We start from the raw sequence: 26405 nt of genomic DNA, 5'->3' as shown, positions 1-26405 counted from the left end.
AAAATGGCTAATTTAAAAAGAAACATGTTAGAGCTTGTTGTTGAAGTTAAAGAAGGTGAGTTAGTAACTAAGAAATTTTTAACTCCAGTATTCATTCCTTTATCAGTAGTTTACCAGGCGTTGGACCTGGTTAGCGAAATGGAAAAAGGGACAAATAAAAGTGAAAAAGAAATGCTCGAAAAACTAATTGATTTTGTAACGAACTACATTTACAAAGGTCAGTTCACAAAAGAAGAGTTAGAGATGGGATTACATGGTCCTGAGGCTGTTGTTATTTTGAGAGAACAGATTTTATTCATTACTCAAGGTTATCAAAGTGATGAAACAAAAAAGTACTTGGCGAACAAGAATTGAGTGATGCCGATTTTACAGCCGAGAAACAGAAAGAGTATTTAGATAGCCTTATTCTAAGTTTAATGAAAGATGGTAAGGACATTAATGAAGTACTTAAGATGCCTTATCATTTTGTCATTGAACTACTAAGAGAACGTAATAAACCTAAAGAATCTAAATCACTTATAGCTGCATTTGGTGGATAAAGAAGGGAGGGTGAATGATGACAGAGAAAATCGAAGGTCTGTCCATAGGGCTAGACTTAGATACACTTAACCTCAATAGTGGTTTAACTGATTTGCGATCTAAAATGCGGTTAGTAAATAGTGAAATGAAAGCTAACCTTTCTGCATTTGACCGTGGCGATAAATCAATTGATAAGTATCAAACTACCTTGAATGGACTTAATAAAAAGCTTGAAGTGCAAAAAGCAATTACTGATAAGGCTTTGGTATCCTATCAAAAAATGGTAAAAGAACATGGTGAGGGATCGAAAGAAGCCGAAAAGGCAGCAAGAGATTATAACAATCAATCTTCAACATTAAATAGCTTACAGAGAAATATCAATCGTACAACTGATGAACTAGAGGAATTGAAGAAACAACAAGGTAGAACCGAAGCAGGATTCAGTGATTTTAGACAATCTATCGATAAGACAGGTGACTCTTTAACAGGTATAGGATCTAAGATGCAGACTGCTGGTCAAGGTATGTCTATGTTTTTAATGGCTCCTTTAATTGGATTTGGCATAGCAGCTACTAAAACTGCATTAGACTTTGATAAATCCTCTGGTCAGATTCAGGCTGAATTAGGTATATCGGAAAAGAAAGCTAAAGAATTAAATCAAACGGCACAGGATTTATGGAAAGAAGGTTTTGGTGACAGCATTGAAACTGTATCTGCTAAAGTCGCAGGAGTTACAAGGAGTCTTGGAGACTTAAGTAAAGTTGATCTTTCATATGTGACTAAAGGACTTGATCTTTTTGAAAATAGAGGTTGGGCTGATCAACAAGAAAGCTTAAGATCTATAAAAGTATTAATGGAACAATTCGGGATGTCAGCATCTGAGGCAATGGACTGGTTAACGAAAGGTTTCCAGGAAAACCTTAATTTTAGTGGAGAATTTCTAGACTCTGTTTCTGAATACAGTACTTATTTCTCTGAGTTTGGCTTAACGGCTGATGATATGTTCTCCAAATTTAAAGCTGGTGCTGAGAATGGTGCTTTCCAATTAGATAAAGTTGGAGATGCAATGAAAGAGTTTTCTCTTAGAGCTAAAGATGGTTCTAAAACAAGTGAAGAAGCTTTTAAAGCACTAGGCTTAAATGCCACTGATATGACTAAACAATTCAATAAAGGTGGAGACACAGCAAAGAAGGCTTTTGATACTGTGGTTAAGGCACTAAAAAAAACCGATGATGAAACGGCTAGAAATACAGTGTCTGTTGGATTATTTGGTACCCAATTTGAAGACCTTGGAGAGAAAGCTTTTGATGCAATGTTGGAAGCAACAAACGGCTTAAAAGATGTAGAAGGTGCTACAAAAAAAGCTAGTGATGCATTAAGAGATAACCTTGGGACTAGAGCTACAAAAATATGGCGTGACTTAGTTGAGGATATGGAACCTGTAGGGAGTACTCTTCTTGATATTGCAGAGAATATCATACCTGATTTGGTTGAAGGTCTCAGTGATATAACCGAAGCCTTCGGAGACCTATCTCCAGAAGCTCAGAAAACTGCAATAACTGTTGGTGGAATCGCAACAGCTGCTGGACCTGCTTTAATGGTAATTGGAGGTATCTCTCAAGGTGTTGGTGCTTTAACAAAGGCAGTAGGACCATTATTAGGTTCTCTTGGTGGCGGTAAAGGGTTAACAGGGATCTTGTCGAGAATACCTGGTCCTGTTGGTGTAGCCTTTACTGCATTAGGAGTTGGAACAGTTGTTGTCAAAGGATTAAGTGCTGCTACTGAAAAAGCTAAAGAGGTAAACTTAGATCATGTGAAATCATTAATTGAGCAACAGAAATCTATGGACGATCTATCTACAAGGTATATGTCCTTGCGAGAAAAAAACAAACTATCTAATGATGAATTACTGCGTTTTAAGGATATTCAAAGTGAATTGAAAACGGCTGAATCTGTTGAAGAAATTAAGAAGTTGAAAGATGAAGCCGAGAATCTCAAAAAAGAATCTGGACTTACAAATAAAGAATTCATTGAGATGATGGGTCTTAATGATGAAATCATTAAAAAGACTCCAGAAGTAAAGCAGTCTTTTTCTGATAGAGGAAATTCTATTATAGGCAATAAAGATGCTCTTAATGAGGTCAATAATAAATTAAGAGAAAGTATTAAGCTTGAACTAGAAAATCAACAGATCAAGAACGATGCAAATCTTGATGAAAATATACGGAATTACTTAAATGCACTTGATGAATGGAACCAAAAAATTAAAGAACGTGATGAGGCACAAAGTAAGAGTGCTGAAAAAGAAAAAGAAATTTCGGAATTAAGGTTAAGGTACCAAAAAGAATTAAATGAAGGAAAAGATTTATTTGCCCAAAAAACACTTGAAGATATAACAAGGCTAGAAATGGAATTGCATATCCAAAATCAACAGGTTTCTACTAAAGCAAAAGAAGTATCTGAAAAACAAAAAGCCGTAGCAGAAACTGAAAAAGAAATCGCAAAAACTCAAGAGCTTTTTAGTGAAATGATTAATCTCCAATTAGCCCAAGTTGGCATTAATGAAAAAGGAGATAAGGGTATTGCTCAGTTAGATCAAGCAATACAAAAAAACATTAATCGTAAAGCAGAATTATTAAGAATAAGCGATGCTCAAAATGGTCTAAATGAAAAACAACAAGAAGAACTGGGTAAGCTTGATTCAGCTATTAGTAAATATGGTCAAGCGAAAAATGAAATAGGAAAAATGAAATCTCAACAAGAATCTGTTAATCAACGGATTGACCAAGGAACAGGAAAAGCTAAAGGTCTAACTAATGAACTTAGTAAAAATGTAACTAAGAATGTGAATGTTGATGATAAAGGCGGAGCGAACAGGCTTCAAAAAAATGTGGAAAAAAGTGGTCGTAAATATATCAATGTTGATGATCATGGTAAAACAAACTCACTTCATAAGAAAGCTTCAGAAAATGCAAGTAAGACGATTACTATTAGTGGAATTATCTCAAAAGGATTTAAGAGTTCGATAAATGCTATTGAGTCAGCATTAAACATAAATATTCCAGGATTCGCAAAGGGAACTAGGAATGCTCCTGGTGGTCTTTCTTGGGTTGGAGAAGAAGGACCTGAGTTACTCCACTTGCCAAAAGGATCAAAGGTTATTCCTAATAAGGATAGTCTGAACCTATTAAAGAAGTGGGATATCCCTACAGGAGAAATGTTTGAAGGTTTTGCTACAGGTGGTCTCATAAACACTAAAGGATTGTATGAATTAGCTGAGGGGGGATGGTCTGAATATGTTATTCCTACAGATCCAAGCAAACGATCGGATGCTATGAAACTATTAGCCTTGGCTGGGAAAGAAATACAAGGCAATAAACGCCCGAATCAATTGCCTAGTGGTACCCCAGATAATAATCATTTCATATGGAACAAAGTTGAAGAGTTAACCTTATTAGTAAAAGACCTAATTGGTATTCAAATAGAACAATTACAAGCTATTTCATCAGGTCATATTATTGAAATGGATGGTAGACCAATCGGTAAGATCATCGAACCACATATAACAGAGATACAAAGTAGAAACAAAGGTAGAGGGAGGTAATTCACTTGTCTGGAATGAGTTTTAATGGGCAAAGGCAATCTTACCTCAAAGTGCTTAAAGGGAGAGAAAGACCTGCATGGGCTCCTATTGAACATGAATTAATTGAAGTACCTGGTCGCCCTGGTGCTTATAAGAAAAGCAAGAGAATAAAAGTAAGAAGAATCAATGTCCCTGTAGTTATTAAAGGTGCGGATATTTCAGATTTGCAAAAACTCAAAGAGGACCTTGCAGCATGGCTAATAACTGATGATCCTAAGCCCTTGGTATTCGATGATGAACCCGACCGGGTTTATTATGCAGAAGTAACAGGTTCATTTGACGCAGAAGAAATTGTGACGATAGGTACTGGTATTATTAGCTTTATCTGTACCGATCCTTTTAAATACGGTCCACTCTACAAAGGCGTATTTGAGTCGGAAGTGGCTACCGTTAATGCGAAGGGGACAAAGGAAACTTTTCCTATTTTTCGAGCAACTGTAAAGAATCCAATTACTTTTATGGATATTGTCACAGATGAGGCATACATGCGAATTGGGGAGTCAGTAGATTTAGAAAATGAAGTGCCATTTGTCCAAGAAGAAATGTTACTGTGGGATCAATGCAATAGTTTAGTAGGTTGGTCAAATGCTTCAGCTGTAGATGGTGGAATAGTTGCAGGAACAATGGTGACAGATGGCGTTCGTTTTGTTGCTTCTGGTTATGGTACAGGTTCTGCTTGGCATGGTCCTGCCATTAAAGCAACTATTCCAAATGGTCCTTTAACAGATTTTAGACTAGATTCAATTATTACTTTAGGAAACGGTCTACCACATCAAGTAGGTCGAGTTGAAATTTACCTATTAGATTCTAGTGGCAATGTAGTGGCAAAACTCGCTATGAAAGATACATACAGTGGAACTTCTTTAGCATTTGGTGAGGTTAGGCTTGGTGATCTAGTTAACAAACGTTTCCTAATTAGCGAATATGGAGACCGAAAAGGAAATTGGAATAATTTCTATGGGATGCTTCGATTACAACGTATAGGCAATAAGTGGACTGCTTACATCGCACAAATGGATTCAAGTACTAATCGCCATCATACGAGGAGAGAGATACCCTTCGTTGATGGCAACAATCAGTTTAACAAGACAGTTTCCCAAATTGTAGTTCATGTTGCTCAATATGGAACAAATGCATCAGGAACTTTAGCAATAAATGATATAAAGGCTTTTAGAATTAATCAGAAGAATGACACCCAAATAGCTTATATCGCAAATGCAGGAGATACGATTGAAATAGATCATGCAAAAAACAGAATATTAATTAACGGAGAAGATCGGAAGGACCTGAAAGATTTTGGTGCTTCTTTTTTTGCACTGAAACCAAGCACTAACAATATTCAAGTTGCACCTTATTCATCTTTTGAAAATGTAGAGGTGGAATGGAGGGCAAGATATCGATGATTGATATACTTGACTATAAGACTGAAAAAATTATTGGTACCCTTGAAAATAAAGAAGAAACATCACTCTTTTGGTTAGATTCCCATAAGCAAACGTTAAAAGGAAACTTAGAAACCTTTGATTTTACAATGCAAGCTAATGTGAAGGAAGCTGAATATGTCAGTAAGAGAAATCGGATAATCATTCCAGATGAAGATGGTTTCTTTCGTGAGTTTATTATTTTCGAGACGAAACAATATACTGATTTGACAAAAGAAGTTTATACAAACGCATCTTATACAGATTTGAAGAAACAAAAAATTATTGCTCCTACTACTCTTGAAAATCAAACTGTATCAACTGTAGGACAATACGTACTTGCAGATACCGGATTCAAGTTAGGGATAGTTGAGGTACCAGGAACAAGAAAAATAGTTTTTGAGAATCATACCGATGCATTAGAAGCTATTCAAATGATTTCCACAACATTTAATTGTGAAGTTCGCTTTCGTGTTGAGGTAAAAGGAAATAGGATTATTGGTAGGTACGTAGACTTCTTGCAACGTGTAGGAGGTAACAAAGGTAAGGAAACGGAATTAGGTAAAGATTTAATTAACATTACACGTAAGGAAAACACAGATGCTATTGTGACAGCACTCATAGTACTTGGACCTGAAAAAGAGGATGGGACACGTACAATTGTCTCTGTTAAAGATGAAGAAGCCCTACAGCGATGGGGAGATAAAGAAAATCGTCACTTATGGGCTATTTACGAACCACAAACTGATGCAGATGTCACAGCTGCAAGATTAACAGAATTAGGTGTAGCTGAGTTAAATAAACGAATAAACACTCTTATTGAGTATACAGTTGATGCTGCTTCTATTGAGCATATTTTTGGATACGATCATGAAAAAGTTCGACTTGGTGATACAACACGAATAAAAGATACTTCTTTTGTCCCTGCTTTATTTGTTGAAGCTAGGGTAATTGAAGTGGATCGTTCCATATCAAACCCTTCCGAAAAGAAATATGTTTTAGGTGACTTTATTGAATATAGTGAAGAAGAGATCATGGCTACTTTCAAGAAGCTCCAAGCAGTGCTTAAACAAAAAGTAACTGCTGGTGAACTTCAAGCTGTACGTGAGTATGTGAATCAACAAGATGCAGACCTTTATGGAGATGCGACTCACTATGCTGATACTGTTTCAGGAACGGCTAAACAAGAAGCTATTAATGAATCCATTACTTATGTAGATGATCAAGTTGCTCCTATAAGAGAAAAAGTGAATTTTGTTGAAGTTGAAGTAGAAAAACGTGAATTAGAAATCGTTAAACAAGATGCCATACCAACTGGTACAAATTATGCTTTAGGTCAATTATGGATAAGGACAACCGATAACGCCTATCATAAATGGGATGGTACATCGTGGGTTAAATTCTTACCTACTTTAAAAGAACTAGCTGAAAAGGCTGGCTTAGAGTATGTTAATGGACAATTATTGGACAAAGCTAATAAAGCTGATACCTTCACCAAAACTGAGGTTCAAAATAAATTAGATGCTAAAGTATCAACTACAACCTATACTACTGATATGCAAGGCATTGTAACTGATATAGATAATGTTGAAACGAAAGTAACCCAGACGGAAAAAGATATTACATTAAGAGCTACTAAGGAAGAATTATCCACGACAAATTCCAATGTAAGTGAATTAAGTACAAGGCTATCCACTGCAGAAAGTGAAATAAATGCTAATGCAGAGGAGATACAATTAAGAGTTACAAAAAATGAGTTAGAAAACCTTAAAATAGGAACAAGAAACTTATTTATAATAGCTAATGCAAAAAGAAATACAGCATTAACTTGGGCTGATGGTAGAGAGTTTTCAGAATCGGGTAGTGTAGCAAGTGGTTTCATTGCCAGTGTGGGGGGCGAGAGATTTATTTGTAATTACATCATAAGCCAGTTGATATTTTATGATAGTAACTTTGTTTACTTGGGTTCTTATACCTCAAACGGCGTTGAAAGTGGAGCTAACAGTATACCAACAAGTAAATTTACAGTACCTAATGATTCACGCATTGCTTATTTGAGATTAGGTTTTAGAACAAACTTCATTACAAGTTCTGAAACGATACGTGATAAAGAAATTATGTTTGAAAAAGGTGACAAAGGGACTGAATGGTCATTATCACCAGAAGATTTAGAAGGTGATATTTCAGGACTTGAATCACGAATTAAAAATACTGAAAGTACTATCATTCAAAACGCAGAACAAATATCTTTAAGAGTTACTAAAATAACATACGATACTGAAATTAATGGTTCTAGTGGTTTAAAAGCTAGGATAAATTCAGCAGAGAGTGCTATAACTCAGAATGCGGAAAATATTAATTTAAAGGTTAATAAAGATGGTGTTATTACTTCGATCAATGTTTCGCCTGAAGAGGTTCAAATTGAATCTAAAAGACTTCTTGTAGGTGATTTTACAAACCTTTGTGAGAACCCGGACTTTGAGGGTGACGTTATTGGTCAAAAACCTAGGGGATATGATGGTGGTAGAGTTGTCGACATAAGTAGCTGGTCGAATGGTAATGGATCCAATAAGGCAATGCAAATAGATGCTACGAACGGCAGCAACGCTACCGCATATGTTAACAATATAATATCCGTAAAACCTGGACAGAAATTCTATGTCGAGGCTGATGCTCGATACTTCAACACTGCTGGTACTGGACATATTCGAATTGGATTCAGACGTTGGGATTTTAAAAAGCAACCCTTGAGTGCCTGGGATGCTGTGGCGCTATGGTCTAGCACCAAACATACTGATTTCAGAACTTCTTCAGGGGTGTATACAGTACCAAGTGGTACAGGATACATTCAACTATGGGTAGCTTTTCAAAATAATGGCGAAACCACGAATAAACTTATAATCGACAACATCCGGGTTAATCGTATGTCTGGTGCTGAGTTAATTGTAGCTGGTTCTATAACTGCAGAAAAACTTAATGTTAATGACCTTTCAGCAATAACTGGGACATTCACAAAAAGCGGAACTAACAATAAGACTATTATAAACGGAAATGAGATACGAAGTGAGACGGAGTACGCTTATTCATCTATGAGTGGCGGTAATTTATCAATAGGAACTTCTGGGTTTGACAGAATTCTACACGATACGATAGGTATAAGAAGTGTTAATAAAGATAATGTTGGTCAAGGTGCTATTTACTTTTTCGATGATGAGTTATTTATTGAAGCTCCTAGTATTGGAAGTAAGGTTTCTATCGGTGGAACATTATATGCAAATTCAATAGTTTCAACCAAGAAAAAGGAAGGCGAGTCGTTACTAAAATTCAACACTGACAGACCTTGGGATTTTGTTAATGAATCTTCTGGTCCCAGTGCTTCTTTGGTTTTAAAAAGTTCAACTGATTCCAAGCACTTCAAAATAAAGAATAGCTTAAATGAAGATATAATATCGTTTTATGGTTCTAGTAGTGGCAACGCTATCGCTTTCGGTGCAAGAGTTAATATGGCTAACAATTTTATTGACAATGCTTATATTACAAACCGTTCTCACGCTTTTTTATCGCTTGTAAATGGTTGGATTGGTTACGGATCATCACATCACCAACCCAGATATACAAGGGATGCTACAAATAGAGTATATTTAAGCGGTATGGCTAGTGGTGGCTTAGTTGGATCGGTTATCGCTACACTGCCTATAGAATGTAGACCTAGTAAAGCAGAGGAATTCCCTGTAATTACAGGAGGTAATGTTTTGGGGCGTGTAACTGTAAATCCATCTGGTACTATTGTGCTTGCATCTGGTAGTACAAGCTATGTTTCTCTAAGTAGTATATCATTCTTAGCAGAAATTTAAGGAGGTATTAAGTTGATTCAGGCATATAAGTACGATGAAAGCTTCAATTATGTTGAACCTGTTTCATTAGATATTGATGATGAAATCCCTAAAAACGTTACTTTAAAGAGCTGGGAAGGCAAGAGATTATTTAGCCCTAAATTCGATGAAGAGTTAGATGAATGGATTGAGGGTTTATCTCCTGAAGAAGTTCAACTTTGTTTAATAGAAATAGAAAAACAGCAAAACGTTACAGGACCCGAAGAAATGAATGCAATGGCAATTATGGAATTAACGAACTTAATCTTAGGAGGAAATGGAGTTGAGTGATGTGTTAGCAATGTTATATGCAACGTACATTATAAAGGGTAAATGGGAGTATTCAAACGTTCCGGAAATGCTTAAGCCACAAGTAAAGGAAATATTAGAAGCTGAAGAGCTAGGACACATAGCAGAGGAGAGTGCTTAATATGCCACAAAAAACGACAGTAGATTATATGATTGAGGATTTACAGGACCAAATAAAAGTATTAAGTGGAGATAAAGCTTTATTTCGTGGAATGGCTACTCAAAAGGAACATGAATTAGTTCAGCTTCGTCGTCAACTAGATAATGTGACAAGTGAGTTAGATGAACTGAAAAAGAAGCATGAAGAAGTTCCAGTTGAAACAGTACAGGAAGAATTGCAAGAGTTAATAACTAAACATGAAGAAAACCAAAGCGCTGAATAAGGGCTTTTTTATTTTGCGAAATTTAGATCAGGAGGAGAATAAGATGAAAGATACTACCGTTTATATGTGTGTGTGTAATTCTTGTAATAGAGAAGTTATTAGAACTAATGACACAAGGCAGCAGTTCTGTAATTTTTGTTCAGAAAAATTTTGGAGTATGGTTGAAAGTGATGCTTTTCGTAGTGGTCCATTTAAAGGTAGTGAATATCCCCTTGTTAACCATTTAGCACCTATAAGGAAAGTGTTAAAATGTGATTAAACATACTAACTAAAAGGGAGAATACTGAAATGTTTCATGACAATGTGGATAAAAATAAATATCTGTATCATTTTACATCGCACACAACTGCACTTGAACATATCTTACCAAGTGGAAATCTGAGGCTTAGTCCGTATATTTACATGAATGATCCAAGGGAACGTCAAAATTGGAGATTTGGATTCTCAGGTTCTCTTGATAATGATGAGTTTTTTAAAATGCAAGATGAGCTTAATTCAATCTTGAAGAGTAATACTAAGTTAATTTGTTTCACAAAGGATATGGTTGGAAGTGAAGATTATTTCATGGAGCATGATGGAAGAGGTTATTCACATCCTAGAATGTGGGCGCAATATGGTGGGAATCATACTGGAGTATGTTTAATGTTCGATAAAACTATACTAGAAAAAGTAATCGATGATGAATTTTCCCAAAGAGGCTTAATTCACCATGGTTTCGTGAACTACGGAGCAAGGTCCCTAAATAGTCATTATGCTTTCAATTCAATTAATTCTGAAGAAATTCAAAGCCTGGGATTAAAACTATTTTCCAAACAACATTTAAATAAGTATTACAAAGAACTATTCTTTGAAAAAATGTTAGATTGGAAAGATGAGTCTGAATACCGTTGGGTATTTTTCTCAAATGAGGATCGACATTATGAGGTTTTTAAATTTCAAGATGCGTTAGTAGGAATTATTCTAGGGGTCGATTTTCCTCCGGTATACGAAACTATTATAGAGAGTTACTGTAAGAAATCGAATATTCATGTTATAAGGATGGATTGGTATAATGGAAAGCCAAATATATTGCCTGTTTATACACCTGGCATGGATCAAAGTGATTTCCGAAAAGTGTTGTTTTAATAAGTAAGTAAAAAAGAGTTCTTAGAAAGAACTCTTTTTATTTTGCCTTGAAAGGGTGAGTTAAATGAGTTTAGAAATTGTACAAGTTTATTTATTCGGTGGCGTAAAGTTTTTGGATTTACTAGCAGTTTTGATGGGATTAGATATTATTACAGGTGTCCTGAAAGCTATAAAAAATAAAAAGCTACGAAGTCGTACTGCTTGGTTTGGCTATGCAAGAAAGATTGGAGTATTCGGCGCTATTATAGCTGCAAACATAATTGATGTTGTTCTAAACCTTGGTGGAGCCATTGCATATGCAACGGTTCTTTTTTATATAGCAAACGAAGGTTTATCAGTTGTGGAAAATCTCGCTGAAATTGGAGTTAAGGTACCGACAGTTATTTTAAACAAATTGCATGTTATTCAACCTAATAACGAAAAAGGAGATGAACAATAATGAAATTAGTTATATCTTCAGGTCATGGTAAGTATGTTAGTGGTGCAAATTCATATATAAATGAGGTTACTGAAGCTAGAAAGATCGTAGGAAAGGTCACGAACTACCTTAAGTTACTAAGTTGCAATGTGTATGAATTTCATGATAATACTTCCAAAAATCAAACAGATAATATAAATACTATTGTCAGGTACCATAATAGTAAGGATCGAGATCTAGATGTTTCAGTACATTTAAATGCTGCCAGTAAGACAAATGATCCAAGAGGCGTGGAAGTTTTATATTATGGTGATTCAAATCGAGCAATTGCTGAAAAAGTGTCAGTTGCAATTTCTAGAGCAAGTGGTTTGAAGAATCGTGGAGCTAAAAAACGAACTGATTTAGGTTTCTTAAAAGGTACTATTAAAACTGCTCTTCTTATAGAAGTTTGTTTTGTCGATTCTAAGACTGATGTTGAGATTTACCAATCTAAATTCAATGAAATATGTAAAGCGCTAGCAGAATCTGTATCTGGTAAAAAGATAGTTGAAAAGGTTGTTAAGTCAGCACAAAAAACGAATTCAGTTCAAATAAGAACAGGTGGACTTTCTCCAGAAATGGTTGAAGAAATCACAAAATTATTTAAAGAAAAAGGTTGGTGGGCAGAGGTTCAGTTTTCCACTGATGGTAAAAATCCAACTGCTCTTACTGGAGGATTATCTCCATCGATGCGTGAAGAAATGGAAGATTGGTTGAATGCAAGAAATTGGTGGTTTGAAATAATAAAATGATAATGAACAAGCCCTTCCTTATTTGGTGGGGCTTGTTTTAAGTATTATTCACAAAATAACTCTTCAATCTTTAAAAATAATTGCTCCTGGTCTACTAATCCTCTCTCTTTTGCATATCTAATAATAACCCTTGCATCAATATTTGTTTTATCCGAAATAGGAAAACATTTTATTAATAAGTTGTCCTAGTAACGTTTTCAATTCATTCATTAAAAACGCCCCTTTTAAGTAACAATTAATGTAATTTACCCTATTGTAAAATAAAATTTGTTCGTTTGATAGCTTTAAATAGAACCTATGTTCGTATATAATGTAAATAAGATAAACAAATAGGAGGTCTTACAATGAACAGTATGCTGTTACGATCACAAGAGCAGAACAAGCCAATTGAGATCATTTATATTAATGAGAACGGCAATATTAGTCAAAGAATCATTAGGGTTATAGAGATGAACGATAGTATTATAAAGGCTTATTGTTACTTGCGTAACGCAAAGAGAGTATTCAAAAAAGAAAATCTCTTGTCAGCTGCTGTTGTAAAGCCTAGATTAAAAGGAGCTTGTTAAAATGTACAATATGTATACTTTCGAGAAGAAGACACTACAACAAAGAATTGAAGGCAATGAGGAAATGATGTTGAAAACTATTAAAAAGTATATGGATAAGCATGGAAACTCTCCTTCTATTCGAGATCTAACAAAAGATATGGGATTCGGATCAACAAGTACTACCCACTCTTATCTAAATAGGTTAAAGAAAAAGGAATTAATAGATTATAAGACGAAGACGCATCGATCTATACGAGTCTTAGAAAAAGAAGAAAAAAGAGCGTGAAATGCTCCTTAAAACAGAACAGCTAACACTAGAATCATTCCGAGTACAGTAAAAAAGTCTAGTTGATTATCTGTAAATATACGTTCTTTAATTTCATAGGAATTATAACTGCCTTTTACTTTAGTTATCTTTATAGGTCTATCACATTGTGAAGGTGATTCCTCCTTGATTACTAAAGATGATTCGTTCGGTAGAAATCTTCCTTGTTGATCTCTCATTCTGATTATTGTGAATGACTCCACTTCCTCCACTTCTATCGATTGTATTTTCAAAAGAAAGTAAAGTATCAAGAAATACAGTTTCTAAACTATGCAATGATAAAGAGTACATACCAAGTCCCAAGATCATGAAAAAATAATGAATAACGTTAGGAAATCTGATCCAGAAAAAACAATGAATGACTTTTTTGATATATAATAGGATTAAGTCATATCTTAAGGGGGAAATCATGAGCATTGGTAAAGTAAGAAAGGTTCTATATTTCATTTCTAAAGTATTAGGTGACATTAACGCAGTAAAACGAGGTAAGGTAAAACAAAGGATATATAATAAAGCTATTGGTAAGGTTACAAGCAAGCTTTTTAAATAAAAATAAAAAATCCCAAATCATATGAGATAGGGATTTTTTTGCAATATATTATTTAATAAGTCATTAGAAGAATGTTTACCAAATGATATTATGTACATTTATTACTATAGAAATATCAAGGTTAAAATAAATTAAGTGTTTAGAGGAATTGCAAACATTTTTGCAAACGGAAGTGCTAACACAAAACGAAAAGGATAATACAATATATAAGATGTTATTATGCAGAAACCAATAATTATATAATGTTTGCTATAATATGAAGAGGATAAATTTAAACTAATTGGTTTCCGGTACCACGTCTGCCGGGGGTTCGAATCCCTCCGAGCGCGCTAACTTATTTAGCAGGGGAATTCTTCCTTGCTATTTTTATTGAACTGAAGCACTATCTTTCTTTATTTTTTGCATCATTTCTCAACTTCTACATAAAAATGTACTATCATCAAGGATTGTTACTAAAATCATAAACATGTAAAATAAAATGTAAACGCTTACCTATCTCTGCCATCAATAACACTTTTTATCATTTTTGTGTAAAATAGAAAACGGGGGGAACAAAATGAGAATTGGGTTAGTACAAGAGCAGTCTTTAAAATTAAATATGACTCAGGAGCTACAGCAAGCCATTGCTTTACTTCAATATTCCTCAGCAGATCTTCTTTCCTATGTCCATGAGTTAGCAATGGAAAATCCTCTAATCGAAGTAAAAGAAACCTATAGATCTCCATACAGACAAGTAAGTAAGAATTCAGATAAGCAATCTTTTATTGAAAATACGTGTAAAGAGAAAGCAAGCTTGCGAGAACATTTGCGATCACAGCTTATTGATTTTCATCTAGAGAAGATAGATAAAGATTGTTTGAGTTTATTAATTGATGCGATCGATTCAAATGGATATTTGAAGGATTGTCTAACTGACTTGGCTAGTGTTATCGATGTGTCAGAAGAATTTTTAGAAAGTAAATTATATTTTCTTCAAAGCTTAGAACCAGCTGGAGTTGGGGCGAGGTCTCTTCAAGAGTGTATTTTACTGCAGCTACGTAGATTACCTGCAAGAAATTATTTAGCGGAAACAATTGTTGAGCAGCATTTTCAAGCTTTTGCAGAAAAATCTTGGAAGGAGCTTTCTAAAAGGCTTAAAATCAAAATTATTGAGATTCAAGCTATTCATGAGCTCATCAAAAAGCTAGAGCCAAGACCGGGATTGAAATTTGAAAGTGATGATATGTCATATGTCACACCAGATATGACAATTGAAAAGGTTGATCATAAGCTTCATATTATTTACCATGATGAACTGATGCCACAGCTGATTATTCATCATCCATTACAAGGTGATGAAGCTGTAAAAGAAGAAAATGATACGAGAGACTATTATTCTAAGAAACTAACTCAGGGGAAGTGGCTTCAACGAGCTATTCAGCAAAGAAAAGAAACAATGGTAAATGTAATGAAGGTGATTGTTGAGAAGCAGGAGGAGTTTTTCCTTAAGGGAAGAAGCTTTTTAAAGCCTTTAACCTTGAAATCAATTGCAGATTTGCTTGATGTTCATGAATCGACGGTAAGTCGAGCTGTGAAGGATAAGTATGTGCAAACACCCCATGGACTTGTTAGTATGAAAACCTTCTTTTCCACAAAATTAGATGAAGATAAGGGTGATGTATCTTCTGCAGCTGTAAAAATAAAGCTAGCTGAAATCATTTCATCTGAAAATAAAAAGAAGCCACTATCAGATCAAAAATTAGCGAATCTATTAAAAAATGATTATGATATTAGAATATCAAGAAGAACAGTGACAAAATATAGAGAGCAATTAAATATTCCTACATCTGCCGTTAGAAAAGAATACTAGCTGCTAAATTTTATGCTTGAAAGTGATGTGCCTGACATGAAAAAAGTAATTTTTTATTCCAAAGAAAATTGTCCATTATGTGATAAAGGGCTAGAAGTGTTAAAAGAGGTTCAAAAAGAAATCTCTTTTCAGTATGAAGTTGTCGATATTTACAAAGATGATGAGTTGTTAGAGCTTTATCAAATCATGATTCCAGTTGTGAAAATTGATGAAGAGATCGTTTCTTATGGAATTTTGGATAAAGATGTAATAAGAAAGCGTTTACTTTAAAAAGTAGAGAAAGATTTCTTGAATAAGCAAATTTACCCTGTTAAAATGAAATTGTAGCAGGGAGATTTTTTTTTGAGAAGGTGGGACATAATAAGTCTCAGTGGGACGAATGAAGTCCATGCCGGCTCAGAAAGGGATGGCAAAATGAAATCATTAATAGAAGCACAGAAAAAATTATTGCCAGACCTACTACAGGTTATGCAAAAACGTTATCAAATTCTTCAATACATAAGATTGATGCAGCCGATTGGAAGAAGAAGTCTCTCAACTAGCCTTGGGTTAAGTGAACGGATCTTGAGAAATGAAGTTCAATTTCTGAAAGATCAGAATTTAATCGATATTCACACCTCTGGCATGACTTTAACAGATGAAGGCTCATCATCACTAAAGCTTTTAGAAGAAATGATGAAGGATGTTTTAGGATTATCTTCTCTGGAAACTAAATTACAAGAGAAATTTAATCTGAATCGAGTCATTGTTGTTTCTGGCAATAGTGATGAATCACCATGGGTAAAAAAAGAGATGGGAAGAGCATGTGTTACATGTATAAAAGAGCGATTAATCGGTAAAAATATCGTCGCTGTTACTGGTGGAACAACTCTAGCAGCTGTTGCAGAGATGATGACACCTGACAGTAAAAATCGCGAAGTTCTTTTTGTACCAGCTCGCGGTGGCTTAGGTGAAACAGTGGAAAATCAAGCAAACACAATTTGCGCTAAAATGGCAGAGCGTGCGAGTGGGATTTACCGACTTCTCCATGTCCCAGATCAGCTCAGTAAGGATGCCTATGATTCAATTATTGAAGAACCCTCAATTAAAGAGCTTTTAGCTATAGTGAAATCCTCAAGTATGGTTGTTCATGGAATAGGAGACGCTAAAACAATGGCAGAGCGCCGGAAAACTCCGGATGCAGATTTCCAAAAGATTCAGAACGGAAATGCTGTCGCAGAAGCGTTTGGCTATTATTTTGATCAAGAGGGTGACATTGTACATAAAGTGAAAACAGTAGGGATACAGCTTGATGACATTGAAGAGGTACCAAATGTAATCGCGGTTGCAGGTGGTGCATCAAAAGCAAAGGCAATCCAAGCTTATATGAAACAGGCTTTAGATTCTGTTCTTATTACAGATGAAGGAGCAGCAATTGAGTTAATAAGGGACTAATACTCCCTGATTATATATGTTTGCCTTTCAATATGAGAGGGAAACAAACTACTTATGATAGAATTGTTCAAAGGTACATAACCGAAGAACAAAATTAAAGGAGGAAATTAATCATGGCAGTAAAAATCGGTATTAATGGTTTTGGTCGTATTGGTCGTAATGTTTTCCGTGCAGCATTAAAAAATCCTAACGTGGACGTAGTTGCAGTTAACGACTTAACAGATGCAAATATGTTAGCTCACCTTTTAAAATATGATACTGTACACGGAAAGTTAGATGCAGAAGTTTCAGTTGACGGTAACAACTTAGTTGTTAACGGAAAAACAATTGAAGTATCAGCAGAGCGTGACCCAGCTAAATTATCTTGGGGAGCTCAAGGTGTTGATATCGTTGTTGAATCTACTGGATTCTTCACAAAACGTGCAGACGCTGCAAAACACATTGAAGCAGGAGCTAAAAAAGTTATCATCTCAGCTCCAGCTAGTGATGAAGATATCACAATCGTAATGGGTGTTAACGAAGATAAATATGATGCAGGAAGCCACGATGTAATTTCAAACGCTTCTTGTACAACTAACTGCTTAGCTCCATTTGCTAAAGTATTAAACGACAAATTTGGTATCAAACGTGGAATGATGACAACTGTTCACTCTTACACAAATGACCAACAAATCTTAGATTTACCACATAAAGACTACCGTCGTGCTCGTGCGGCAGCTGAAAACATCATCCCAACTACAACGGGTGCTGCTAAAGCTGTTTCTCTAGTATTACCTGAGTTAAAAGGTAAATTAAACGGTGGAGCAATGCGTGTTCCAACTCCTAACGTTTCTTTAGTTGACTTAGTTGCTGAATTAGATAAAGAAGTAACTGTTGACGAAATCAACGAAGCATTCAAAGCAGCTGCTGAAGGTGAATTAAGCGGTATCCTTGGATACAGTGAAGATCCACTAGTATCTGGAGATTACAATGGTAACCCAAATTCTTCTACAATCGATGCTTTATCAACAATGGTTATGGAAGGCAGCATGGTTAAAGTAATTTCTTGGTATGATAACGAAAGTGGTTACTCTCACCGTGTAGTAGATCTTGCTGACTACATCGCTTCTAAAGGACTTTAATTCTTTAAAAGAAGATTACAAGCAAAAATAACTGTATAATGTAAGAAAACGGGGAAAGGGGATCATCCCCTTTCCCTTTTTTTAGAAATATGGGCTTTATATTAAGTTTTGGTGTCTAGCTGCAGCGCCTAGCCCCTCGAGGTCACAAGCCAATCCTCACTGAAAGTAAAGAACACCTTTCTGTGAGGCTCGTCTTGTGCTTGTCGGGGCTGAACAGGCGCTTCCGCATTTTAAATTAGGAGGGCTTTTTCATGAACAAACAGTCAGTTAAAGACATTGATGTTAAAGGGAAAGTCGTCTTTTGTCGCGTTGACTTTAACGTACCGATGAAGGATGGACAAGTAACAGATGAAACACGTATTCGTGCAGCTTTACCAACAATTCAATATTTAAGTGAGCAAGGTGCTAAAGTTGTATTAGCAAGTCATCTAGGTCGTCCTAAAGGTGAAGTTGTTGAAGAACTACGCTTAAATGCAGTTGCAGAAAAGCTTCAAGAACTTTCAGGCAAAAATGTTGTGAAAACAGATGAAGCTTATGGTGATTCTGTTAAAGCTGAAATCGCTAAACTAGAAGAAGGCGGCGTTTTACTTTTAGAAAACGTACGTTTCTACCCTGGTGAAGAAAAAAATGATCCTGAGCTAGCAAAAGCATTTGCTGATTTAGCTGATGTTTATGTAAATGATGCATTTGGTGCTGCTCACCGTGCACATGCTTCAACTGAAGGTATTGCGAAACATATCCCAGCTGTTGCAGGCTTCTTAATGGAAAAAGAGCTTGAAGTACTAGGTAAAGCATTAAATGATCCAGAGCGTCCATTTACTGCAATTATCGGTGGAGCAAAAGTTAAAGACAAAATCGGTGTAATCGACAATCTTCTTAATAAAGTAGATAATATAATCATCGGTGGTGGATTAGCTTACACATTCATCAAAGCTTTAGGTCATGATGTTGGTAAATCACTTTTAGAAGAAGATAAAGTTGATTTAGCAAAATCTTTCCTTGATCAAGCGAAAGAAAAGGGCGTTAATTTCTATATGCCTGTTGATATTGTTGTTGCAGATGATTTCTCAAACGATGCAAACACAAAAATCGTATCAATTGACAGCATTCCAAGTGATTGGGAAGGTCTTGATTGTGGTCCGAAATCTCGTGAAATCTACGCTGACGTTATCAAAAACTCTAAACTTGTTATCTGGAACGGACCAATGGGTGTATTCGAATTAGATGCATTCGCAGGTGGAACAAAAGCAGTTGCAGAAGCATTAGCTGAGGCAAATGATACATATTCCGTTATCGGAGGAGGAGATTCAGCTGCCGCTGTAGAAAAGTTCAACTTGGCTGATAAAATGAGCCACATCTCTACAGGTGGTGGAGCATCTCTTGAGTTCATGGAAGGTAAAGTACTTCCAGGCGTTTTAGCTTTAAACGATAAATAAGAAATACAGTCTTCAATTTTAGTAATGTCAAGATTAGTCGCGACATCTTGTTGTTAACGAAAGAGAATGGCTGTAAAAAAAGGGACGGTGTAAACATGAGAAAGCCAATTATTGCTGGTAACTGGAAAATGAACAAAGTTTCTTCTGAAGCAAAAAGCTTTATTGAAGAAGTAAAAGGTCTAGTACCTTCAACAGAAAGTGTTGACTCAGTTGTTTGTGCTCCGGCATTATTTTTAGAAAGCTTAGTTATTGCTACTAAAGATACTGACGTGAAAATCGGTGCACAAAATATGCATTTTGAAGAAGAGGGTGCTTTTACTGGAGAAATTAGTCCAGTAGCTTTAAAAGACATCGGTGTAAGCTATGTTGTGTTAGGTCACTCAGAGCGCAGAGAAATGTTTGCTGAAACAGACGAATCAGTAAACAAAAAGACTTTAGCTGCTTTCAAACACGGATTAACTCCAATTGTATGCTGTGGTGAAACATTAGAAGAGCGTGAAGCTGGAAAAACAAATGATCTTGTAGGAAACCAAGTGAAACAAGCATTACAAGGTTTATCTGAAGAACAAGTGAAACAAACAGTTATCGCTTATGAGCCAATTTGGGCAATCGGAACTGGTAAATCTTCTTCTGCAGAAGATGCTAATGAAGTTTGTGCACATATTCGTAACGTTGTAGCAGAACAATTCTCTACAGATGCAGCAGAAGCTGTTCGTATCCAATACGGTGGTAGTGTAAAGCCTGCTAACATTAAAGAATATATGGCACAGCCTGATATCGATGGTGCACTAGTAGGTGGAGCGAGCTTAGAAGCACAATCCTTCCTTCAACTTTTGGAGGCAAACAAATGAGTAAGGCACCAGTTGCATTAATCATCCTTGATGGTTTTGCCGTTCGAGAAGAAACAATGGGTAATGCAGTGGCACATGCTAAAAAGCCGAACTTTGATCGTTATTGGAATCAATATCCACATGCAGAATTAGTCGCTTCAGGTGAGGCTGTTGGTTTACCAGAAGGACAAATGGGTAACTCTGAAGTAGGTCATTTAAACATAGGAGCAGGTCGAGTTGTTTATCAAAGCTTAACACGTGTTAATGTGGCAATCCGTGAAGGTGAATTTGAAAGAAATGAAACCATTACAGAGGCGATTAATCATGTAAAGCGTACAGGTAAAAACCTTCATCTCTTCGGTTTAGTGTCTGATGGTGGAGTTCATAGTCATATTCAGCATTTATATGCCCTTTTACAGCTTGCAGCTAAAGAAGGCGTTGAAAATGTATATATTCATGGCTTCTTAGATGGACGTGATGTTGGTCCAAAAACTGCTAAAACGTATGTGAATGAATTACAACAAAAAATCACAGAATACGGTGTCGGGGAAATTGCGACATTATCTGGCCGCTACTACTCAATGGACCGCGACAAGCGCTGGGACCGAGTAGAAAAATCATACCGTGCAATGGTTTACGGTGAAGGCCCAACTTACAGTCATCCAATGGAATGTATCGATGATTCTTATACAAACGGAATTTTCGACGAATTCATGCTTCCATCAGTTATGACAAAAGAAGATGGATCACCAGTTGCAACAATTAACGATGAAGACGCAGTTATTTTCTATAACTTCCGTCCAGATCGTGCAATCCAAATTTCCAACACGTTCACAAATGAAGATTTCCGTTCATTTGATCGTGGTGAAAAGCATCCGAGAAACTTACACTTTGTTTGTTTAACTCACTTTAGTGAAACAGTTCAAGGATATGTAGCGTTCAAACCAACTAACCTTGACAACACAATTGGTGAAGTGTTAGCGCAAAATAATTTAACACAGCTTCGTATTGCTGAAACTGAAAAATATCCGCATGTTACCTTCTTTATGAGTGGTGGACGTGAAGAAAAGTTTCCTGGTGAAGAGCGAATTTTAATCGACTCACCAAAGGTTGCAACTTATGACCTTCAGCCTGAAATGAGTGCTTATGAAGTAACGGACGCGTTACTAGCAGAAATTGAAGCTGACAAATTTGATGCAATTCTTTTAAACTTTGCAAATCCAGATATGGTTGGTCACTCAGGAATGCTTGAGCCAACAATTAAAGCAATCGAAACGGTTGATGAATGCCTTGGTAAAATTGTTGATGCGATTATCGCTAAAGGCGGTAAAGCCATCATTACAGCTGATCATGGTAATTCAGATGAAGTTGTTACATTAGAGGGTGAGCCAATGACAGCTCACACAACAAATCCTGTTCCTGTTATTGTAACAGAGGAAAATGTAACACTTCGAAACGGTGGAATTTTAGGAGACTTAGCTCCAACAATGCTAGATCTATTAAATCTTAACAAGCCAGCAGAAATGACTGGTACTACATTAATTCAAAAATAAAGGAGAGAAATTAAATGCCATACATTGTAGACGTTTATGCACGCGAAGTTTTAGACTCACGCGGTAACCCAACAGTAGAAGTAGAAGTACACACAGAATCAGGTGCGTTTGGTCGCGCATTAGTACCAAGTGGTGCTTCAACTGGTGAATATGAAGCAGTTGAGCTTCGTGATGGTGACAAAGATCGTTATTTAGGAAAAGGCGTTTTAACAGCTGTTAAAAACGTTAACGAATTAATCGCTCCAGAATTACTTGGTTTCGACGTAACAGAACAAGTTGCAATCGACCAAGCATTAATCGAGCTTGATGGAACAGAAAACAAAGGTAAATTAGGTGCTAACGCAATCCTTGGTGTATCTATGGCTGCTGCTCGTGCTGCTGCAGATTTCCTACAAGTACCTTTATATCAATACCTTGGAGGATTCAACGCGAAAACTCTTCCAGTACCAATGATGAACATCGTTAACGGTGGAGAGCACGCTGATAACAACGTTGACATTCAAGAATTCATGGTTATGCCAGTAGGTGCTGAAAACTTCCGTGAAGCATTACGTATGGGTGCTGAAATTTTCCATAGCTTAAAAGCTGTATTAAAAGGCAAAGGTCTTAACACTGCTGTAGGTGATGAAGGTGGATTCGCTCCTAACTTAGGATCTAACGAAGAAGCTCTTCAAACAATCATCGAAGCAATCGAAAAAGCTGGTTACAAACCAGGTGAGCAAGTTATGCTTGCTATGGATGCTGCTTCTTCTGAGTTCTACAACAAAGAAGACGGTAAATACCATCTTTCAGGTGAAGGTGTTGTTAAAACATCTGCAGAAATGGTTGACTGGTATGCTGAAATGGCTTCTAAATACCCAATCATCTCAATTGAAGATGGCTTAGACGAAAACGACTGGGATGGTCACAAACTATTAACTGAGCGCCTTGGCGACAAAGTTCAGCTTGTTGGTGATGACTTATTCGTTACAAACACGAAAAAACTTTCTGAAGGTATCGAAAAAGGAATTGCTAACTCAATTCTTATCAAAGTTAACCAAATCGGTACACTTACTGAAACTTTCGATGCTATCGAAATGGCAAAACGCGCTGGTTACACAGCAGTAATCTCTCACCGCTCTGGTGAAACAGAAGACAGCACAATTGCTGACATCGCTGTAGCAACAAACGCTGGCCAAATCAAAACAGGTGCTCCATCACGTACTGACCGTGTTGCGAAATACAACCAACTTCTTCGTATCGAAGATCAACTTGTTGACGCAGCTAAATATGATGGAATCAAAACTTTCTATAACTTGAAGAAGTAATTTGAGTTAAGGGGCTGCCACACTGGGTGTGGCAGTTTTTTTGTTTTGGTTTGCGGAGGAGCGAAGTGGGTGTGCGGTTTTTGTCGAAAATAGTCTAATCGAAGATAAATCTGGAAAATCGAAGATAAATTTACATAATCGATGATAAATCAGAAAAATCGAAGATAAATCGGCAGAATCGCCGATAAAGTTAAAATTCTCTCAACGAGTAGCAGGAAATCCACCCAGAGATAACGTATATTAAAGTGACAAAACAATATGGAGTGAGATTATGATCAAAAAAGACCACCAAATACCAGATATCATCCCAAAATTAACAGCTTTGCTTCAAAGAATCCCGAAAACTCATCAACATAAAATCCCCACAATGACCGAAGACCTCAGAATCAGAACCGCAGGCTACCAGGGCGAAAAAGCAATCGATTATCCACTTAGTTTTCTAAACGAAAAGGACTATTACATCTTCCATGGTCTAAGACTACAGACAAAATCACACCACTTTCAAATTGACACCCTTATTTTCACCAAAAAGCTTGTCATTCTTATAGAGGTTAAAAATATCTCAGGAACCATTTACTTCGATCAGGAATTCAAGCAACTGATTCAAACAAAAGACGGCGTCGAAAAAGGTTACTCCTATCCACTAACACAGATAGACAGACAAGCGGCCCTTTTTCAAGAATGGCTAGAGCTCAATAAACTTCCAAAACTAAAGCTTGCCACACTAGTTGTCATTAGCAATTCTCAAAGTATTATCCGCACAGCCCCAAACAACCACTTCATCAATCAAAGAGTCATCCACAAAGAAGATCTTCCAATGAAAATCAAACAAATCGAAAAAACTCAATCTCACATATCTGATACTCTTGATGAAAAAGAAATGAAAAAAATCTTCAAATGTCTCATCAAGCAGCATTCACCGTTAGAAACAAATGTATTAGAACGCTATCAAATAAACGAGCATGAATTAAGAAAAGGAGTGGTCTGTCCTCATTGTGAGTATCTTCCTCTAGAAAGGATAAAGGCAAACTGGTATTGCCCAAAATGTAAACATAAAGACAAATTGGCTCATGTACAGGCCTTAAAAGATTACTCACTTTTAATAAAACCAACCATCAAGAACTCTGAAGCTAGAGAGTTTCTTCTTTTGGATTCATCCAGCACAACTAATCGGTTATTACATGGCTTGAAACTCAAATACTCAGGAGGAAATAAAAATCGCCAATATGAATTAATTCCGCTTAAATATTTGTGATATAGAAGGTGTTGCTTTGTGAGAGTTTTGTCGAAAATAGTCTAATCGAAGATAAATTCTGAAAATCGATGATAAATTTGCATAATCGATGATAAATTTGAAAAATCGTTGATATTTTTCAAGAATCGAAGATAAATTTAATATTCCGCTTAGGATAGAGTGACAAAATGAAAAAGAAAAGCTCATATGTAAGGGCAAGATCCGAAAAATGTACCAGAAATGCTCCAATATAAGTAAATGACCCTAAAACAGCTACAAGCTAGAGTTCTAAATCAAGAAAAAAATTCCTGGGTACCCCAAGTCAGAGCACAAAAAGTACGTATAAGCCCAATAATTCCGTTCCAAAACGCCAATATTTGAGAATATCAACCTCACTTCAACATTTAAAACAAATGTATATTGTGATAATTCGTCAGTTGTGATACATTAAAATTATCTATTTGTGCGCATTTCAGGAGGTGTGTTTTCATGCATACAGTATTAATTATCCTACTTGTTTTAGTTTCAATCGCTCTAATTACAGTTGTATTATTACAATCTGGAAAAAGCGCAGGTTTATCTGGTGCGATTTCTGGTGGCGCCGAGCAACTTTTTGGAAAGCAAAAAGCACGTGGTCTTGATTTAGTTTTACATCGAGCTACTGTTATTTTGTCTGTTTTATTCTTTATTCTTACAATTTTAGTATCATATGTTGTTCAATAATGGGTGAAAGCAAAGGGTCTGTACTTAACTACAGGCTCTTTTTTGTTTTTAGATGTGGTTTTACTGAGGATTTTTAAAGTCATGATAAAAAAACATACATAGACAAGCAAACATCTTTGTAAGTAGTAACAGTGTTTGTTTTAATGGTAGTAAGGGATATACATAGACATGGAATTTCAACTTAGAAACATTAGAGATTTGTAATACTACAGAATCATGTCGGACAAACTATACGAAAGATATTAAAGGAGTATAAATATGAAAAAAGTTTTACCGAAGCCATTTACATTTGAGGGTGGAGACAGAGCTGTACTTTTATTACATGGATTTACAGGGAATACTGCTGATGTAAGGATGCTTGCGCGTTTTTTAAGTGAGCGAGGGTATACTTGTCATGCACCACAATATAAGGGACATGGAGTTCCTCCTGAGGAGCTTGTTTCGACAGGGCCTGAGGATTGGTGGAAAGATGTTGAAGAAGGCTATCAGCATTTAAAGGATATGGGATTTGAAGATATTGCCGTTGGCGGATTGTCACTAGGTGGAGTGTTTTCCTTGAAATTAGGTTACACTGTACCTGTAAAGGGTATTATCCCAATGTGTGCACCTATGTATATAAAAAGTGAAGAAGTCATGTATGAAGGTGTTCTCGAATATGCTAGAAATTATAAAAAATTCGAGGGGAAAACTCCTGAAGAAATTGAAGCTGAAATGAGAGAGTTTGAAAAATCTCCTATGAATACATTAAAAGCATTACAAGAGTTGATTGCTTCTGTTCGAGATAATGTAGATATGATTTATTCTCCAACCTTTGTTGCACAGGGAAGACATGATCACATGATTAATACAGATAGTGCCAATATTATCTACAATGAAGTAGAAAATGATCATAAAAAAATTAAGTGGTACGAAGAATCTGGACATGTGTTAACTCTTGATAAAGAACGAGATCAACTTCATGAAGATGTTTATGAATTTTTAGAAAGTCTTGATTGGTAAAAAGGAGGATGTTTA

The 26405-nt window shown here is 36.0% G+C and carries 27 protein-coding genes; 26 read left to right on the top strand and 1 reads right to left on the bottom strand.

Going from position 1 to position 26405, the window contains the following annotated elements; all coding sequences use genetic code 11:
* The first annotated feature begins 3 nt into the window (after positions 1 to 3).
* From gpG to JOC75_RS19495, 14 genes are all read left to right on the top strand, one after another.
* The gene (gene gpG, locus JOC75_RS19560; RefSeq protein WP_204955667.1) at positions 4 to 354 is read left to right on the top strand and encodes a phage tail assembly chaperone G; all 351 of its coding nucleotides are present in this window, start codon (positions 4 to 6) and stop codon (positions 352 to 354) included.
* Positions 351 to 539 (top strand): phage tail assembly chaperone GT, encoded by a 189-nt coding sequence (gene gpGT / locus JOC75_RS19555; RefSeq protein WP_204955733.1) that lies wholly within the window; start codon positions 351 to 353, stop codon positions 537 to 539. Before gpG ends, gpGT begins: the two co-directional genes overlap by 4 nt.
* 17 nt (positions 540 to 556) lie before the next feature.
* Positions 557 to 4123 carry a phage tail tape measure protein gene (locus JOC75_RS19550; RefSeq protein WP_204955666.1) on the top strand — a complete coding sequence of 1189 codons (3567 nt, stop codon included), beginning with the start codon at positions 557 to 559 and terminating at the stop codon, positions 4121 to 4123.
* 14 nt (positions 4124 to 4137) lie between these two features.
* Positions 4138 to 5565, top strand: coding sequence for a distal tail protein Dit (locus tag JOC75_RS19545; protein WP_239589589.1), 1428 nt, complete (start codon positions 4138 to 4140; stop codon positions 5563 to 5565).
* Positions 5562 to 9437 carry a phage tail spike protein gene (locus JOC75_RS19540; protein WP_204955664.1) on the top strand — a complete coding sequence of 1292 codons (3876 nt, stop codon included), beginning with the start codon at positions 5562 to 5564 and terminating at the stop codon, positions 9435 to 9437. The genes JOC75_RS19545 and JOC75_RS19540 overlap by 4 nt, the downstream gene beginning before the upstream one ends.
* 12 nt (positions 9438 to 9449) lie before the next feature.
* Positions 9450 to 9746 carry a hypothetical protein gene (locus JOC75_RS19535; RefSeq protein WP_204955663.1) on the top strand — a complete coding sequence of 99 codons (297 nt, stop codon included), beginning with the start codon at positions 9450 to 9452 and terminating at the stop codon, positions 9744 to 9746.
* A 1-nt stretch (position 9747) separates the two neighbouring features.
* On the top strand, positions 9748 to 9885 hold the full coding sequence (locus JOC75_RS19530) for a CD1375 family protein (RefSeq protein WP_338036613.1): 138 nt from the start codon (positions 9748 to 9750) through the stop codon (positions 9883 to 9885).
* Position 9886: 1 nt separating this feature from the next.
* A complete protein-coding gene (locus JOC75_RS19525) occupies positions 9887 to 10147 on the top strand; it encodes a hypothetical protein (RefSeq protein ID WP_204955661.1) in 261 nt (86 codons plus the stop codon).
* Positions 10148 to 10190: 43 nt separating this feature from the next.
* On the top strand, positions 10191 to 10406 hold the full coding sequence (locus JOC75_RS19520; protein ID WP_204955660.1) for a hypothetical protein: 216 nt from the start codon (positions 10191 to 10193) through the stop codon (positions 10404 to 10406).
* 29 nt (positions 10407 to 10435) lie between these two features.
* Positions 10436 to 11272 carry a DUF2971 domain-containing protein gene (locus tag JOC75_RS19515; RefSeq protein ID WP_204955659.1) on the top strand — a complete coding sequence of 279 codons (837 nt, stop codon included), beginning with the start codon at positions 10436 to 10438 and terminating at the stop codon, positions 11270 to 11272.
* 64 nt (positions 11273 to 11336) lie between these two features.
* Positions 11337 to 11711, top strand: coding sequence for a phage holin family protein (locus JOC75_RS19510; protein WP_204955658.1), 375 nt, complete (start codon positions 11337 to 11339; stop codon positions 11709 to 11711).
* Positions 11711 to 12481: an N-acetylmuramoyl-L-alanine amidase gene (locus JOC75_RS19505; RefSeq protein ID WP_204955657.1), complete on the top strand. Its 771-nt coding sequence runs from the start codon at positions 11711 to 11713 to the stop codon at positions 12479 to 12481. Before JOC75_RS19510 ends, JOC75_RS19505 begins: the two co-directional genes overlap by 1 nt.
* Positions 12482 to 12825: 344 nt before the next feature.
* Complete coding sequence (locus JOC75_RS19500) at positions 12826 to 13047, top strand: hypothetical protein (protein WP_204955656.1); 222 nt, start codon at positions 12826 to 12828, stop codon at positions 13045 to 13047.
* A gap of 1 nt (position 13048) precedes the next feature.
* Positions 13049 to 13315 carry a LexA family protein gene (locus JOC75_RS19495; protein WP_204955655.1) on the top strand — a complete coding sequence of 89 codons (267 nt, stop codon included), beginning with the start codon at positions 13049 to 13051 and terminating at the stop codon, positions 13313 to 13315.
* A gap of 8 nt (positions 13316 to 13323) precedes the next feature.
* Here the strand turns inward: JOC75_RS19495 and JOC75_RS19490 are convergent, their stop codons facing one another.
* Entirely contained in the window at positions 13324 to 13557 is a 234-nt protein-coding gene (locus tag JOC75_RS19490) for a hypothetical protein (protein ID WP_204955654.1), read from the bottom strand.
* Positions 13558 to 13763: 206 nt separating this feature from the next.
* Here JOC75_RS19490 and JOC75_RS19485 point away from each other — a divergent pair, with 206 nt between their 5' ends.
* The 12 genes from JOC75_RS19485 to JOC75_RS19430 all read left to right on the top strand — a co-directional run bounded on the left by JOC75_RS19485 (position 13764) and on the right by JOC75_RS19430 (position 26390).
* On the top strand, positions 13764 to 13904 hold the full coding sequence (locus JOC75_RS19485) for a hypothetical protein (protein ID WP_204955653.1): 141 nt from the start codon (positions 13764 to 13766) through the stop codon (positions 13902 to 13904).
* A 556-nt stretch (positions 13905 to 14460) separates the two neighbouring features.
* Positions 14461 to 15753 carry an RNA polymerase factor sigma-54 gene (gene rpoN, locus JOC75_RS19480; protein WP_204955652.1) on the top strand — a complete coding sequence of 431 codons (1293 nt, stop codon included), beginning with the start codon at positions 14461 to 14463 and terminating at the stop codon, positions 15751 to 15753.
* Between the two features lie 36 nt (positions 15754 to 15789).
* Complete coding sequence (locus JOC75_RS19475) at positions 15790 to 16023, top strand: glutaredoxin family protein (protein ID WP_204955651.1); 234 nt, start codon at positions 15790 to 15792, stop codon at positions 16021 to 16023.
* 144 nt (positions 16024 to 16167) lie between these two features.
* Positions 16168 to 17187, top strand: a complete 1020-nt coding sequence (locus JOC75_RS19470) for a sugar-binding transcriptional regulator (protein ID WP_204955650.1) — start codon at positions 16168 to 16170, stop codon at positions 17185 to 17187.
* 113 nt (positions 17188 to 17300) lie between these two features.
* Positions 17301 to 18308 (top strand): type I glyceraldehyde-3-phosphate dehydrogenase, encoded by a 1008-nt coding sequence (gene gap / locus JOC75_RS19465; protein ID WP_204955649.1) that lies wholly within the window; start codon positions 17301 to 17303, stop codon positions 18306 to 18308.
* A 251-nt stretch (positions 18309 to 18559) separates the two neighbouring features.
* Positions 18560 to 19744 (top strand): phosphoglycerate kinase, encoded by a 1185-nt coding sequence (locus JOC75_RS19460; RefSeq protein ID WP_204955648.1) that lies wholly within the window; start codon positions 18560 to 18562, stop codon positions 19742 to 19744.
* Positions 19745 to 19839: 95 nt separating this feature from the next.
* A complete protein-coding gene (gene tpiA / locus JOC75_RS19455) occupies positions 19840 to 20595 on the top strand; it encodes a triose-phosphate isomerase (protein WP_204955647.1) in 756 nt (251 codons plus the stop codon).
* A complete protein-coding gene (gpmI, locus tag JOC75_RS19450; protein ID WP_204955646.1) occupies positions 20592 to 22127 on the top strand; it encodes a 2,3-bisphosphoglycerate-independent phosphoglycerate mutase in 1536 nt (511 codons plus the stop codon). The genes tpiA and gpmI overlap by 4 nt, the downstream gene beginning before the upstream one ends.
* 14 nt (positions 22128 to 22141) lie before the next feature.
* On the top strand, positions 22142 to 23434 hold the full coding sequence (eno, locus tag JOC75_RS19445) for a phosphopyruvate hydratase (protein WP_204955645.1): 1293 nt from the start codon (positions 22142 to 22144) through the stop codon (positions 23432 to 23434).
* A gap of 271 nt (positions 23435 to 23705) precedes the next feature.
* On the top strand, positions 23706 to 24689 hold the full coding sequence (locus tag JOC75_RS19440) for a nuclease-related domain-containing protein (RefSeq protein WP_204955644.1): 984 nt from the start codon (positions 23706 to 23708) through the stop codon (positions 24687 to 24689).
* Between the two features lie 468 nt (positions 24690 to 25157).
* Positions 25158 to 25391, top strand: a complete 234-nt coding sequence (gene secG, locus JOC75_RS19435) for a preprotein translocase subunit SecG (RefSeq protein ID WP_146947814.1) — start codon at positions 25158 to 25160, stop codon at positions 25389 to 25391.
* Between the two features lie 258 nt (positions 25392 to 25649).
* Complete coding sequence (locus JOC75_RS19430) at positions 25650 to 26390, top strand: alpha/beta hydrolase (RefSeq protein ID WP_204955643.1); 741 nt, start codon at positions 25650 to 25652, stop codon at positions 26388 to 26390.
* Positions 26391 to 26405: the final 15 nt, after the last annotated feature.

The sequence above is a fragment of the Metabacillus crassostreae genome (genome assembly GCF_016908395.1).
GTDB lineage: Bacteria > Bacillota > Bacilli > Bacillales > Bacillaceae > Metabacillus > Metabacillus crassostreae.
The sequence above is the reverse complement of the archived record's forward strand: the minus strand, read 5'-3'. Positions and strand labels throughout refer to the sequence as shown.